The sequence below is a fragment of the Curvibacter sp. GW821-FHT01G03 genome, assembly GCF_059422285.1.
Genome location: NZ_JBWKWP010000033.1, coordinates 26,781 through 40,084 on the forward strand (window position 1 = coordinate 26,781; position 13,304 = coordinate 40,084).

Consider the following 13,304-nt stretch of genomic DNA (forward strand, 5'->3'; position numbering starts at 1 on the left):
TTACGATATGCGCCAAAATCAATCTGGTTATGCACCAATGCATAACGAAAGCGAGCGATGACCAGCAAGCCATACAACTGGGACGATTTCAGGGTTTTTCTTGGTGTGGCGCGGGCTGAGTCCGCGCTGGAGGCCTCCCAGGCCTTGGAACTGGATCAGTCCACGGTCTCAAGGCGCCTGTACCGGCTCGAAAAAGACATGGGGGCCAAGCTCTTTGACCGAAGTCCGCAAGGGCACCGGCTGACCACGGCCGGGCAACGCCTGCTGGAACATGTCCAAGCGTTGGAGGGCACGTTCAGTGCCATGCAGTCGGATGTCTTTGGCGACAGCCAGGTGTTGACGGGCGAGATACGACTTGGCGCCACCGAAGCCTTTGGCAGCTTTTTTCTGGCCCCGCACCTGGCGCAGTTCTGCACGCAGCACCCCGGCATCACGGTGGACCTGCTGCCCATGCCGCGCAACATCAATCTGTCCAAACGCGAGGCAGACGCCTCGGTCACGATCGAACGCCCCACAGCCGACAGCTTTGTGACCAGTCGACTGACTGACTATCGATTGCTGCCCTACGCCACACCAGATTATTTGCGGCGGCGAGCCCCGATCAAGTCTGTCGAAGATCTGGCAGACCAGCGCTGGATTGATTACGTCGATGACCTCATCTTCACCGAGCAACAATTCAGTCTGCAGAAATGGCTGCCAGAGGTGCGCCCGTTCTTGAGAAGCACCAGTGTGATCGCGCAATTCCAGGCCGTGCGATCCGGCCTGGGCATGGCCGTGCTGCCTTGCTTTCTCGGCGACACGGCCCCCGAACTGGTGCCCATCCTGCCCAGAAAGATCGACATCACCCGAACCTTCTGGATGGTCGCGCCCAGAGAGCGCCGTGAGTTGGCCCGGGTCCGGGCCATGTGGGATTTTTTGCGCGAGGTCACCTCACGGCACGCCAACCAGTTGATGAGGGAGTCCTCGACTGCGGACCTCACGGGGCATCCACGTCCTCGCCGCTGAGCAGCGGCCAACGACGGCCGACCCTGCGCTGCAGGCACCGATGAACTTATACGGTCTCGAGGTTCAGCGATGGCGATGCATGCGGGGCTGCAGGGTACAAGGCCAAGACCTCATCGAGCACGAGGCGGACGGCACGCGGCATCAGCTTGCGGCTTTGGTAGACCACAAAGTACTCGATCTCGTGCCCGGTCCACTCTGGCAACACCTGTATCAGCTGGCCACTGTCCAGGGCCTCACGCACCTGGGTCTCCAGCAGCAGCGCCACCCCCTGACCACGGCGGCAGGCATCGGTGATCAATTGCAGGTGATTGGACGCAAAAACACATCGCACCGGCACCTCAACCCGTTTGCCGTGGTGAAACAAGGCCCAGCGTCGGGTCATGGGCCCATGGTTGAAGCCGATGCAGGCGTGGGACGCCAGATCTTGCGGCCCACCCAGGCGGTCTGCGCGGGCCAGGTAGTTCGGGGCCGCGCACAACACCATCTGCGATCGCATCAGGTAACGGGCCACGACATTCTCTGACTGGATGAAGGGCTCTGGGAGCACCGCCAAATCGATGCCCTCGGCGCCCAGGTTGATCACGCGCTCCTCAAATCGCAACTCGATCTCCAGCGCAGGATGCAGCTGCTGCAATTCAAACAGGCGCTGACTCAGCAAGGGCACGGCCTCGGCAAAGCCCAGCACCACCTTGACCCGACCTTGCACCGGCCCTTCTTGCGACGTGATCAGCTCCGCGGCTTCATCCAACTGGTCCAGCGCGGGTTTGCAGCGCTCGTAATACTGGCCACCCAAGGCCGTCAGGCTGACCGCGCGCGTGGTGCGCTGAAGCAGGCGCTGATTGAGTTGCGACTCCAAATCACCGATCAGGCGGCTGGCCTTGACCACCGACAAGCCGAGGTCCAGCGCCGCCGCCTTGAACGAGCCCAGCTCGGCAATGCGGCAAAACATCTTCATTGACAACAACTGATCCACACCGGGTCTCCTGCAGCAAGCCCTTCTGAGTGCTGGACGACATCGTGTGTCCAGCACTCATTTTTAGGTCTCTGCCTTTTCTGTTTTGATACGACATGGTATCGTATCGACACAAAAATATGCAAATCCCCCTCGCATTGCCATGAACGCCGAATCAGCCCCCAGCCCCGCAACCGTCAAAACTACAGCCGTCCGCAGGACCACCTACCGGGGGGTACAACGGGGGGAACAATTGCTGAGCACGGCAACGACGCTGTTTCTGGAACATGGGTACGCGGGCGTGAGCGTTGATGAAATCGTCAAGCAGTGTGGTGGCTCCAAGACCAATGTGTACCGGCAGTTCGGCGACAAGGAAGGGTTGTTCGTGGCCGCCATCGAAGCCCTTTGCAAAGAGTTCCTGCGCGAGTTCAATGCCCTCGATCTGGCCCAGGCAAATTTGGCGGACGGCCTGCACAAGCTGGGTCGGGCCCTGCTGCGGCAACTGGTGCAGCCCAGACACATTGCCTTCCAGCGCCTGGTGCTGGCCGAATCGGGCCGCTTTCCTCGCCTGGCCCAAAGCTGGTTCGATGCCGGCCCGAAAACCACCCAAGCCGCCATCGCGCGCTTTCTAGGCCCCCGCCTGTCACTGAATGACGCGGGGCTGAACACGGCCGCCCGGCACTTTCACGATCTGCTGGTCTCCAGCCCGGTTTTGTTGGCGACCCTGGGCCGCCCACTCAGCACCAGGCAGCTCACCCAGCATCTGGATCAAGCGGTTTCGCTGTTCATCCAGGGCTGTCAGCCTGCCTCCACCTCACTTGTCCAACCCTCACAGGAATCCACATGAGCTTCAAAGTTTTGGCCATCTCGGGCAGCCTTCGCAAGGCATCCGTCAACACCCTGGCCTTGCGGGCAGCCCAGGCGCTGGCCCCGGCCGACATGGTCTTCGAGTTTGCCGACCTGTCTCAGATCCCCATGTACAACGACGACCTGCGCGAGCAGGGTGAGCCCGCCGCCGTGACCCACCTCAAGCAACAGATCCAGGCCGCCGACGCGGTGCTGATTGCCAGCCCCGAGTACAACTTCTCGATCCCCGGTGTGTTGAAGAACGCCCTCGACTGGGTCTCACGCCCCCCCATGCAACCCTTTGACGGAAAGCCGGTGGCCATCATGGGCGCAGCACCGGGCCCCGTGGGCACGGGCCGGATGCAATACCACCTGCGCCAGGTGCTGGTGTTCCTGAACAGCTTCACGGTCAACAAACCCGAAGTGCTGATTGGTCACTGCGGCAACAAGTTCAATGCAGACGGCGAACTGACCGATGCTGTCACGGCAGGCTTCATCTCCGATCTGCTCAAAGCCTTGCAGGCACTGGCGGCGCGCGTGTCTCCGAAGGTTTGAACGCCGTGGCAAGGTTGACCGCCCGACTGCCTGGCCACCTGTCGGGCGCACTCGGACTGCTCATGCTCATCATCGGCCCGTGCAAGGCCGAGGCGCCGCCCCCACTGCTGCCCGAGGCGATCGCCATCCAGGTGCGTGGTGAACTTATTGAAATCAGCCTGGAGGTGCACACCCTGGCCGCGCACGAGCAGGCCTGGAAGGTGTTGACCGACTTCGAGCACATGGCCGAGATCCTGCCCAGCTTGTCGCTCAGCGAGGTGGTGTCACGTGACGGCCTGGTGTTGCAGGTCCACCAAAGAGGAAAAGCCAGTTTCGGCCTGCTGAGCAAGGCATTCGACACGCACAAGCAGGTGACGCTTGAGCCCGAGCGGCGCATCTTGTCGCACAGCGAATCGCCTGAGGTCCGCAGCAGTGACAGCGTGACCGAGTTGATCGATGTACCCGAGGGCCTGAACATCCGCTACCGCCTCAAAGTGCAACTGCTCAATGCCAACCTGGCAGGCATCGCCGGTCACGCCCTGCGCCAGCAGACGGCCGACAATTTCACCTGCTTGCTTGCTGCCATGGCGGCCAAGCCGCACTGATCCCATTCGCCTGCATGCACCTCCGTTCAAGGCAGCGGCTTCTGGCTCAGGTGTTTGCTGCGCTGGCCGCCTGCCTCTGGGGCTTCACGTATTCGGTATCGTCCGCCTATCTGCCTGCCCTGCCCTTGTTCGATGGCGGCGTGCGGGCGCTCCTGGCTGGCGTGGCCTTGCTGCTCCTGGCACGCGCGCGCCCGGGCGATGTCCAGAGCGCGCGTTTTGGCCTGCATCAAGTCTTGACTGGCAGCTTGATCGCCGGCTTCTTTGCCTTCCATTTCACATCCTTGTTCACGCTGCCGGGCGGCCTGGCTGCCGCGCTGCAGACGCTGGGTCCTCGATGGACGATTGCCCTCCTGTGGTGTATCGCCGGCATCCGCCCTCGCCCCTGGTTGGCCGCCAGCGCTTTTCTCGGTGCTGCCGGCCTCGCCTTGATGGTGATGTTTCAGGCACAACAGGTGAACGCGCTCGGCGTGTGCGCGGCCCTGATCAGCAGCCTGTGCCTGAGCAGCGCCGGCGTGGTTCGAGCCGCCAACACCCGATCCTTGCAGGAAGGGATCCGCACCACCTCGCAAGAATTGCTGTTTGCGGGCGCGCTGCTGATGGGCTTGTGCGTCATCTCGGGGCAATGGCCCAATCGACTGGAGGGGCAGCAAGTGCTGGCGCTGCTGGGTGTTGGCTTGTTGCTGACGGCCTTGCCGTTTGCACTCTGGTTTCAGGCCTTGAGCTGGATCGGGCCCCAGCACACCACGCCCTTCATGCTGCTGCTCCCCGTGGTGGCGGCACTGGTGGACGGCGCCTTGAACCACCGCTACCCCAGCGGCTTGCAGTTGCTGGGTGCGGTGCTGGCCGTGATCGGAATCACGCTGAGCCAGCGCCAGCCTCAGGCGGCAGAGTCAAGCCCGCAGCGATGACAGGATTGGGACGCCAACATTCTCGGCCCCGATCCGGCGAACAGCTGCACCCAAAATTGCACCCAATGATTCATGCGTCGGATACACAGACATCGAGCCCCTCAACTTTTGGTGTGGCCCTGCCCCAGCGTGGCCGAAGGCAGTTCGCCAAAAAGCTGCCGGTACTCGGCGGCAAAGCGCGACAGGTGCCAAAAGCCCCAGCGGGCCGCCGCGTCACCCACGCCCATGCCTTCGCCAGCCCCTTGGCACCGAGCCGCCTGGCGCAACAGGTCACGCCGGACTCGATTGAGCCGCATGCACCGCAGGTAGGTGATGGGGCTGACCTGCAGCAGGTCTTCAAAAGCATATTGCAGCGCCCGCCGCGACGTGTGGGCGGCCTCGCACAGATCGGGCACGGTGATCACCGACTCGGCATGGGCCTGCATGTACTCGCGGGCCAGGCGCACGATGCGCTGGCGCGAACTGGCACAGGTGGGCAGATCGGTCACCACATGCTCGGGGCGAAAACACTGCAGCACCGCATCGGCCAGGGCCAGGCCCAGTGTGCGACGTGCCTCTGCCTGGGACAGCAGGGCCGAGGCCTGTTGGCCCAGGGCAAGGGCCGAGGCCGTGAGCCGCTGCAGCTCTTGCCGACGCGGGCCCAGTGCACGCAGCACACAGGTGCGTGGCCCCTGCCAGGCCGCAGCCACGTGGTCAGGGCCATCTACCCTGGCTGCCAGGGTCTGCAATGCAGACAAGGGAATGCTGATGCCAACCAGCGCCATGCGCGGCGCGGTGACCAGCTGAAAGGGCACATCCGACTGGATGCCAACGGGGGTGTCGGGATCGATCTGGTGCCCACAAAAACTGGCGCGGCCCCCATCGAAGGCGGCCAAGCCCACCGTGACATGACCGCTGCGCGCGCTACCGTCTTGCAGCACCGACTGGTTGATGGTTTCGCGAAACACCTGCAACTGGTCAAAGCGCAAATCCTCCAGCAAGCCTTCGAAGGGGCCCGCGCTGAGTTGCTCGTAATGCTGCTGCCACGAGCTCAGGCTGGCCGCCTGAGCTTGCGCATCGTGGGTGTGAGCGCGCTGGTAACAGAGCTCGGGCGGCACGTGGGCCTGGGGCAAGTTGCGGGTGACCATCGATGCAGTATCAGAACTTCGGGGCCGGGACGCCATCGGTTGCAACACCGATCAGGTGCAAAGGTGCACCTCACCCGATTAAGAACGTGTCAAGACTGGACACATGCAAGATCGGGGCCCGCACACCGGCCATGCCCCTACTGCGGCTGCAAGTTGATGGCCTTGGCGATGGCCCGGTATTTTTCGATGTCGGCGGCATAGCTGGCGCGCAGCGCTGCCAGCTCCATCGGCGGGGCCACGCTGCTGCCACCGGCCTCGATGGTGCGGCGCACCTCAGGCACGGCCAGGATCTCGTTGCAGATCTGGTGCAGCTTCTGCTGCAGGGGCTCGGGCGTGCTGCGCGGCACCTGTACGCCGCTCCACAGGCCATAGACAAAGTCTTCAAAGCCTTTCACGTCTTTCATCAGCGGCACGCTGGCCAGCTTGGTGTGCCGCTGGGCAGCGGCCAGGGCCAGTGCCTTGACACGGCCCGACTCAATCACATCGGGGATGTTGCCCGCCAGCGGCACAAAGGCAATGTCGAATTGGCCCGAGATCAAATCCTGCACCAAGGGCGCCATGCCCTTATAGGGCACATGCAGTGTTTTGAGGCGGGCCAACTGCGTGAAGCGTTCACCCAACAGGTGGTACAGCGATCCAGGCCCGATGCTGCCGTAGCTCAGCTCTTTGGCGCCCGGCTTGCGGGCCATCTGCAGCAGCTCGTCCACGTTGTTCACGCCCAGGTTGCTGCGCACCAGCAGCACCATGTTGGTGACTGCAAACTGGCCCACCGGCTGCAGGTCTTCGGGCTTGTAGCGGGCAGCCGCCATGCCCAGCGGGGTGAGCATGATTTCCATCGGCGAGCCCGCCAGCAAGGTGTGGCCATCACCTGCCGCACTGACCACGCGCTGGGTGCCAATGGCACCCGCGGCGCCGGCCAGGTTCTCGACGATCACCGTCTCGCCCAGGCGTCTGCCCAGCTCGGGTTGCAACTGACGGGCCACGATGTCGGAGCCGCCGCCGGCCGGGTAGGGAACGATCAGGCTGACCACCCGGCCGTCGGCCCAGGTGGCGCCACTGGCCAGGGTGGCAGCACAGCCCAGCAGCCATTGACGGCGGGGCAGGAAAGCAGAGGCGGGGTTCATGGAGAGGGGTCCTTTCAGATGAGCAGCTAGGGTGAGGTGAGGGGTCTATCTATCCAATGAGGTGCGGCTGATCAGGCGACGCGGCGCAGCACCGGTGGCAAGTGATGACGCCAGGGCGTGGCCTGGTACCAGCCATCGCACAGCTGCAGCAAGGCCAGCTCGGCCTGGGGCCGGGCCATGATCTGCAGGCCTTGCGGCAGGCCGTCCGGGCCAAAGCCAGCCGGCACACCCGCGGTGGGCACGCCCGCCAGAGAGGGGCCGATCACCACCTCCATCCAGCGGTGGTAGGTGTCCATGGCATGCCCGGCCACCCGGTCGGGCCAATGCCACTGGGCTTCGAATGGGGGCAACTGGGCAGCGGGCAGTACAAGATGGTCGTAGCGCTCGAACAGCTTCATCACGGCGGCGTACCACTCGGTGCGCGTGGCCATCGCCTGGGCGATGGTGGCGGCATCCAGGCCCTGGGATTGCTCAAACTCCCAGCGCGCCTCGGGTTTGAGCAGATCACGCGTGGTGGGGTTGCCATACAGACCGCCCAGGTGGCCCGCCAGGATCAGCTGCCGCAACACGCACCAGCTGCGCCACAGGCGCTCCATCGGGAAGAACGGCGCCACCTCCTCCACCGGGCAGCCCAGCGTGTCGAAGTGCGCCAACGCGGCCCGGTTGGCCGCCAGCAACGCGGGCTCAATGGGCAGGTAGCCCCCGAAATCCCCCAACCAGCCGATACGGCGCCCGCGCAGATCGGCCTGCAGCGCTTGCCGGAACTGCAGCGGATCGTCCGCCAGCGACAGGGGCGCTCGCTTGTCGGGCCCAGCCAGGGTGGACAACAGCCAGGCCAGGTCTTGCGGGTTGCGGGCCATCGGCCCTTCGGTGCCCAGCTGTTGGTAAAACACATCGGCCGCAGGCGCCATGGGCACCCGGCCAAAGCCGGGGCGCAGGCCATAGACGTTGTTCCAGGCCGCGGGATTGCGCAGCGAACCCATCATGTCGCTGCCGTCGGCCACGGGCAGCAGGTGCAAGGCCAGCGCCACCGCCGTGCCACCGCTGCTGCCGCCGGCGCTGCGCGTGGGGTCGTAGGCATTGCCGGTCACGCCATGCAGCGGGTTGTAGGTGTGCGACCCCAGCCCGAACTCGGGCGTGTTGGTCTTGCCGATCAGAATGGCGCCGCCGCGCCGCAGGCGCTCCACCACCACGCTGTCGTGCGTGGTCATGTTGCCCGCGAGGGCCGGGCTGCCGAAAGTGGTGGGCAGCCCGGCGGTGGCGGTCAAATCTTTGGGGGCCTGCGGAAAGCCGTGCATCCAGCCCTGCCATTGCCCCTGATCAAGCAGGTGATCCTTGTCGCGCGCCTGGCGCAAGGCCAGCTCAGGCTCGATGCGAGAGACCACCGCATTGAAGCGGGGGTTCAGTGCGTCCAGATGCGCCAGGGTGGTCTGCATCAGCTCGTGGCACGATACCTCACGCGAACGGATGCGGCGCGACAGCGTGAGGGCGTCGGTGGCCAGGATGTCAGGCAAAGCCACGCTCGCGGGCGCAGCGGATTCCAGGGGGCGGGTCATCGGGAGGGGTCCGTTCAGCAAAGAGGCCAGCGCTGCCAGCCGCGACCGGCCCTGGACAGGCCCGCCAGCCGGCAGCAAGATCACCCCATGCTAGGGACGCCCGCCCGAGACCGTTATCCAATTTGCGCAAAAACGAATCAGGGTTGCACCGGATGGGCAAGCCCCCGACCTCCAGTGCCCTCCCCCTCTCAGGGCTGCAGCGACAGCTCGCGCCCCTCGAAGAACACCTGCTTCACCTGGGTCTGGTGCACCTGCGTGATCGGCACCTTGAAAAGGTGGCGGTCGAGCACAATGAAGTCGGCCGACTTGCCCGCTGCGATCGAACCGGTTACCGCGCCGAGGCCCATGGCCTGCGCGCTGTTGAGGGTGTAGACACGAAGTGCAGTGGGCAAATCGACGGCCTGGTCGGCACCCAGTTGGCCTGGCAGCTCACCCAGCGGATTGCGCCGGGTCACCATGCCTTCGATGCCGATCCAGGGGTTGGGCGTGGGCTGGCCGGCGGGCCAGTCCGAACCGCCCGCCACCAAAGCCCCGGCACGCACGAGCTTGCGGATCGGGTTGATGCGGTCTGCACGCTCAGGGCCGATGGCCGCTGCCGAGGCCAGGTTGAGCCCGGTGGGAAACCACAGCATCGGCGACACATCGACCACCACGTTCAGCGCCTTGAAGCGTGCCACGTCGGCATCGGCCACCAGCGAGGCATGGGCCACCTGGTGCCGCGGCCCCTTTGGGCCGTTGCGCCGGCGCACCTCGGCCACGGCGTCCAGCGCCTGGCGCACCGCGCCATCGCCCACCGCGTGCATCTTGACCGGCACACCCTGCCGATCCAGCTCGGCCAGCATGTCCACCAGTTGCTCGGTGGTGTAGGTGCTGGGGCCGTGGTAGTGAGCACCATGCTCGGCATCGGGCAGGTAGGGCTCGATCATGTTCGAGGTGCGTGCCGGGGGCACGCCGTCGAGAAACAGCTTGGCGAAATCGGGGGCCACGTGCGGGCTGCGCAAGGATTCACGGGCCTGCACCAGCGCCAGGCCACTGCGGTCACCGGCCTGGGGCGATGGCAGAAACGGCAGCGAACCCACGTAGTGCAGGTTCAGCCCCCGCTGGGCGTCGAGCTGCCCCCACAGGCGCAGGCTGCTCTCGTAGGCAAAGGCGTCCTGGATGCCGGTGATGCCCAGGGTGTTGAGCGTGTGCACTGCGCCCCGTGCGGCCTCCATCTGGCGTTCGGGCGTGCGCGGTGGGATCAGTTGCTCGATGGCGTGGAAGGCCGGAAACTCCTTCATCAGCCCCGTCAAGCGGCCATCACCCGCATCTTTCACAAAAAAACCACCAGGCGGCGGCGTACTGCTGGCGTCCAGCTGGGCACGGCGCAGCACCTCGCTGTTCACCCAGCGGTTGTGAAAGCTGTCGTCACGCAGGATGACCGGGTGATCACCGCTGGCCTGGTCCAGCAGAGCCAACGACTGGGTGCTGGACATCTGGGCCAGCAGGCCGCCGTTGAAGGCGGCACCCACGATCCAGTCGCCGGGCCCGGCCTTGCCGGCGCAGTCACGCACCCGGGCCAGCACCTGCTCCAGCGTGGCCGCGGGCGAGAAGTTGCAGCCAAAGCGATCTTCCCAGCCACCGTCCAGAGGGTGGATGTGCACGTCGTTGATGCCCGGCATCACCATGGCACCGGCCAGGTCCAGCACGCGGGTCTGCGGCCCGATGTGACGGCGCACCTCGTGCTCGCCCAGGGCCACATAGCGGCCATCGCGCACCGCGAAGGCATCGGTCCAGGGCATGCGGGCGTCAACGGTGTAGACCGCCGCGTGGCGCACCACCAGATCGGCCGGTGGCGTAGGGGTCGCGGCATGGGCCAGCAGCGTGGTGGCACCTGCCAGCCAGGCGCACAAGGCAGGCCAGCGGCGGCGGAAGGAGTTGATGTGGGATCGGTTCATGGCTGTGTCGTGCAAAAGGTTGATGCCGCCCGCAAGCCAGCAACCTGGCCCACGAACTGACAGAGCCCAGGCTACCGGCCCCATCGGCCCCGGTCATGTACCAATTGGTACAAGCCGCCCGGCAAAGCAGCCCCGGTCTCATCCACCCCGCAGCGCGCCGGGCCACAGCATTGGTGAATCTCTCTATGGCCGATGGCGAGCCGGGTCGGCACAGTCGGTGCTTGTGAGAAATGCGGGGTCCCCACAAACGGGATCACGCGCCACCCAGCAACGCCCCGCACCACTTTGAAGCCCCGAAGGCCATGAACAACAAAGACGAACTCCTGCTTCAGCTCTACGCCTGTGCGGCCCAACCGGCTCAGTGGTCGCTGGCTCTGGACCAGTTGTGCACAGAGACCGGTGCCTGCTCGGCTGTGGTGCAAACCTTCGAACTGGGCACCGAGGGCGTGCGGCTGGGCTGGCAGGTCAGCGACTCGCGCACCCAGCGCAACAGCCCCGTCGACTGCCCCCAGGTCACCGGTGACCACAACCCGCGCCTGCAGACGCACCGCATCAACCGCGGGCTGAACCGGGTGGTGCGCGACGACGAACTGTTTGACCGGCACGACCCCGGGTGGGCCACCTTGCAGGCCGATCTGGCCCGCATCGGCCTGGGTGAGTTCATGGGGGCCTTGCAGGCCCTGCCCGATGGCCGTCTGCTCGGCATCGCCCTGCACCGCCCCTGGGGCGACCCCGAGACCTTCGACCGGCACAGCGAACACCGACTGGCCGCCTTGGCCCCTCACCTGAGCCAGGCCTGCGAGCTGGGGCAGCAGCTGCTGTCGGCTCGCACCGAGATGCATCGCCAGCAGCAGCACGCCGACATGCTGCGCTGTGCCTTGATCGCCTGCGATGAGCAAGGCAGGGTGCAATGGATGAACCACAGCGCCCTGTTGCTGACCAGCGCCGAGCGTGGCCTGTCAAACCGTGGCGGCCTGCTGCGGGCCACCGGCCCCGGCCTGTCGGCCCGCCTGCATGAGGGCATCGCCGCCGCCGCAGGCGACGAAGGCCGCTCGGTGCACTACACCGTGATCGACCACGGGCACAGCACACTGCACATCGCCCTGCGTGCCAGCTCGGTCGAGGCACAGGGCACCCCCCAGGGCGCGCGCTCGGTGATGCTGGCCATCACCAGCGCGCAAGACCTGGTGGATGTACCGCCCGACATCTGGGCCAAGCTGCTGGGGCTGACCCTGGCCGAGGCCCGACTGGTGGCCGCCCTGGCACAGGGCGATACCGTGGAGCTGCACGCAACCCAGCGCGGCATCGCCCTGGGCACGGCACGCAACCAGCTGAAGATGGCGCTGGCCAAGACAGGCACCTCACGCCAGGCCGACCTGGTGCGCGTGGCGCTCAGCTCGGCCGCGGCCCAGGTGCTGGGCTGATCAGAAGCTCCAGCCCAGGCGGATGGCGGCGCTGGTGCCCTGGGTGCGGTTGCGCACCTGGGTTTCGCGGTAAAGGTGCATCGACACCAGAGGCAGGCCCGAACCGGGCTGGAAGTAGGTCAGCGCCGGGCCCAGGGCCAGCGCTCGCGAGCGGTTGCCGTTGCTCAGGCCTGGTGCCACATCGTCACTGATCTGCTGGTACAGATAACCCCCCAGGCCCGCTGTCCAGGGGCCAAAGTGCTGGCCCACGGCAAAGTCGTGCTCGTACTCGGTGCCCGAGCGGTAGTTGGTGTCCTTGTTGCGCTGGTTGAAGTTGAGCTGAAACCACGACGACACCTCGAAGCCCCCGGGCTGGATCCAGGTGAAGGCCCACGAGGGTGACAAGGTGGCGTGGTTGGTGCCCGCATTGATCAGGCGGTTCTTGTCGTAGGAGCCGGTGGGCAACTGGGCGGCCAGCTGGAAGTTGCTGAACAGGCCGGGGTTGTGCACCCACTGCAAAATCACCGGAATCAGCTGCACATCGCCCACCGCCTGGTTCTTGCCCGACAGGCCCACCGGGCCGGCCGGGGTGGGCACACTGAGGTTCATCGACATGTCCAACACCGGCAACACGCCACCCCAGCCATAGCGCGCTCCACCCACCCTGTGCTCGGTCATGCGGATGTAGGCCATCGAATAGCTGTTCACCTTCAGGTCGGGTGTGGCCGCGGCGCGCTGGCCTGCGTTGTCGCGCAGATCGCTGGCCCGTGTGGCCGCGGCGCGCACGCCCACGGTGCCGAACTCGGTCGGCGGGGGCAGCAGGCCGGCCCCGAAATCGAACACGCCCGGGGGCGTGATCGGTGAGCCGTTTTCAACGGCGTGGGCCGCCTGAAGGCCCAGCGTGGCCAGAGCAAAGCCCATCAGGCAACGGTTGGCACAGGCAGGCAGTTGAGAGGTCTGAAGCTTCATCATGTGGGTGACTCGCGGTTGATTGGGTGAGCCCCCAGCGTAAAAAATCGGCGCTTGCGGCGCATGTCCCATATGGGCCACAGAGCCCCTGGCCACTGAAGCCAATGCGCTCAGGAACAGGAAACGGGCACGGGCGCCACGCGGGCGCCGCACTCGCAGTGCACCGGGCTCAGGGCTTGGCCACCTCTTTCACCAGCCCCTGCTTGGACAGCAGCACCAGCTGCCCCTGCGCATTCACCACCCCCGCCGTCAGCCCCAGGTGATCGGTCCTCACCTCGGTCTTGAAGCTGGCCCCACCGTCCTGGCTTTGCAGGCGCAGCCCATCCAGCCCCACACCG

12 protein-coding genes are annotated in these 13,304 nt (G+C 65.6%); 6 read left to right on the forward strand and 6 right to left on the reverse strand.

Annotated features, from left to right (window positions below; genetic code table 11):
• Positions 1 to 57: 57 nt before the first annotated feature.
• A complete protein-coding gene (locus tag AC07VS_RS28065; RefSeq protein ID WP_494752606.1) occupies positions 58 to 1,005 on the forward strand; it encodes a LysR family transcriptional regulator in 948 nt (315 codons plus the stop codon).
• A gap of 46 nt (positions 1,006 to 1,051) precedes the next feature.
• On the opposite strand, the gene AC07VS_RS28070 is transcribed toward AC07VS_RS28065, so the two are convergent.
• On the reverse strand, positions 1,052 to 1,960 hold the full coding sequence (locus AC07VS_RS28070; RefSeq protein WP_494752607.1) for a LysR family transcriptional regulator: 909 nt from the start codon (positions 1,958 to 1,960) through the stop codon (positions 1,052 to 1,054).
• 160 nt (positions 1,961 to 2,120) lie between these two features.
• On the opposite strand from AC07VS_RS28070, the gene AC07VS_RS28075 reads away from it, so the two are divergent.
• From AC07VS_RS28075 to AC07VS_RS28090, 4 genes are all read left to right on the forward strand, one after another.
• Positions 2,121 to 2,804, forward strand: coding sequence for a TetR/AcrR family transcriptional regulator (locus AC07VS_RS28075; protein ID WP_492362966.1), 684 nt, complete (start codon positions 2,121 to 2,123; stop codon positions 2,802 to 2,804).
• Positions 2,801 to 3,358: an NADPH-dependent FMN reductase gene (locus AC07VS_RS28080; RefSeq protein WP_492350613.1), complete on the forward strand. Its 558-nt coding sequence runs from the start codon at positions 2,801 to 2,803 to the stop codon at positions 3,356 to 3,358. Before AC07VS_RS28075 ends, AC07VS_RS28080 begins: the two co-directional genes overlap by 4 nt.
• 62 nt (positions 3,359 to 3,420) lie before the next feature.
• Positions 3,421 to 3,942, forward strand: coding sequence for an SRPBCC family protein (locus tag AC07VS_RS28085; protein WP_494752608.1), 522 nt, complete (start codon positions 3,421 to 3,423; stop codon positions 3,940 to 3,942).
• Positions 3,943 to 3,956: 14 nt separating this feature from the next.
• On the forward strand, positions 3,957 to 4,850 hold the full coding sequence (locus AC07VS_RS28090) for a DMT family transporter (protein WP_494752609.1): 894 nt from the start codon (positions 3,957 to 3,959) through the stop codon (positions 4,848 to 4,850).
• A 101-nt stretch (positions 4,851 to 4,951) separates the two neighbouring features.
• On the opposite strand, the gene AC07VS_RS28095 is transcribed toward AC07VS_RS28090, so the two are convergent.
• From AC07VS_RS28095 to AC07VS_RS28110, 4 genes are all read right to left on the reverse strand, one after another.
• The gene (locus AC07VS_RS28095) at positions 4,952 to 5,977 is read right to left on the reverse strand and encodes a helix-turn-helix domain-containing protein (protein ID WP_492350610.1); all 1,026 of its coding nucleotides are present in this window, start codon (positions 5,975 to 5,977) and stop codon (positions 4,952 to 4,954) included.
• Positions 5,978 to 6,114: 137 nt separating this feature from the next.
• The gene (locus tag AC07VS_RS28100; RefSeq protein WP_494658930.1) at positions 6,115 to 7,101 is read right to left on the reverse strand and encodes a Bug family tripartite tricarboxylate transporter substrate binding protein; all 987 of its coding nucleotides are present in this window, start codon (positions 7,099 to 7,101) and stop codon (positions 6,115 to 6,117) included.
• Positions 7,102 to 7,172: 71 nt separating this feature from the next.
• Positions 7,173 to 8,657, reverse strand: a complete 1,485-nt coding sequence (locus AC07VS_RS28105; RefSeq protein WP_494752610.1) for an amidase — start codon at positions 8,655 to 8,657, stop codon at positions 7,173 to 7,175.
• A 188-nt stretch (positions 8,658 to 8,845) separates the two neighbouring features.
• Entirely contained in the window at positions 8,846 to 10,594 is a 1,749-nt protein-coding gene (locus tag AC07VS_RS28110) for an amidohydrolase (protein WP_494752611.1), read from the reverse strand.
• 302 nt (positions 10,595 to 10,896) lie between these two features.
• Here AC07VS_RS28110 and AC07VS_RS28115 point away from each other — a divergent pair, with 302 nt between their 5' ends.
• Positions 10,897 to 12,018, forward strand: coding sequence for a helix-turn-helix transcriptional regulator (locus tag AC07VS_RS28115; RefSeq protein WP_492362962.1), 1,122 nt, complete (start codon positions 10,897 to 10,899; stop codon positions 12,016 to 12,018).
• Here the strand turns inward: AC07VS_RS28115 and AC07VS_RS28120 are convergent, their stop codons facing one another.
• A complete protein-coding gene (locus tag AC07VS_RS28120; protein ID WP_492350605.1) occupies positions 12,019 to 12,969 on the reverse strand; it encodes a SphA family protein in 951 nt (316 codons plus the stop codon).
• Between the last annotated feature and the right edge of the window lie 335 nt (positions 12,970 to 13,304).

Coding starts and splice junctions, on each gene's coding strand:
- AC07VS_RS28110 (WP_494752611.1), bottom strand. CDS start 10,594: ATGAACCGATCCCACATCAACTCCTTCCGCCGCCGCTGGCCTGCCTTG.
- AC07VS_RS28070 (WP_494752607.1), bottom strand. CDS start 1,960: ATGAAGATGTTTTGCCGCATTGCCGAGCTGGGCTCGTTCAAGGCGGCG.
- AC07VS_RS28120 (WP_492350605.1), bottom strand. CDS start 12,969: ATGATGAAGCTTCAGACCTCTCAACTGCCTGCCTGTGCCAACCGTTGC.
- AC07VS_RS28065 (WP_494752606.1), top strand. CDS start 58: ATGACCAGCAAGCCATACAACTGGGACGATTTCAGGGTTTTTCTTGGT.
- AC07VS_RS28100 (WP_494658930.1), bottom strand. CDS start 7,101: ATGAACCCCGCCTCTGCTTTCCTGCCCCGCCGTCAATGGCTGCTGGGC.
- AC07VS_RS28075 (WP_492362966.1), top strand. CDS start 2,121: ATGAACGCCGAATCAGCCCCCAGCCCCGCAACCGTCAAAACTACAGCC.
- AC07VS_RS28085 (WP_494752608.1), top strand. CDS start 3,421: ATGCTCATCATCGGCCCGTGCAAGGCCGAGGCGCCGCCCCCACTGCTG.
- AC07VS_RS28115 (WP_492362962.1), top strand. CDS start 10,897: ATGAACAACAAAGACGAACTCCTGCTTCAGCTCTACGCCTGTGCGGCC.
- AC07VS_RS28105 (WP_494752610.1), bottom strand. CDS start 8,657: ATGACCCGCCCCCTGGAATCCGCTGCGCCCGCGAGCGTGGCTTTGCCT.
- AC07VS_RS28090 (WP_494752609.1), top strand. CDS start 3,957: ATGCACCTCCGTTCAAGGCAGCGGCTTCTGGCTCAGGTGTTTGCTGCG.
- AC07VS_RS28080 (WP_492350613.1), top strand. CDS start 2,801: ATGAGCTTCAAAGTTTTGGCCATCTCGGGCAGCCTTCGCAAGGCATCC.
- AC07VS_RS28095 (WP_492350610.1), bottom strand. CDS start 5,977: ATGGTCACCCGCAACTTGCCCCAGGCCCACGTGCCGCCCGAGCTCTGT.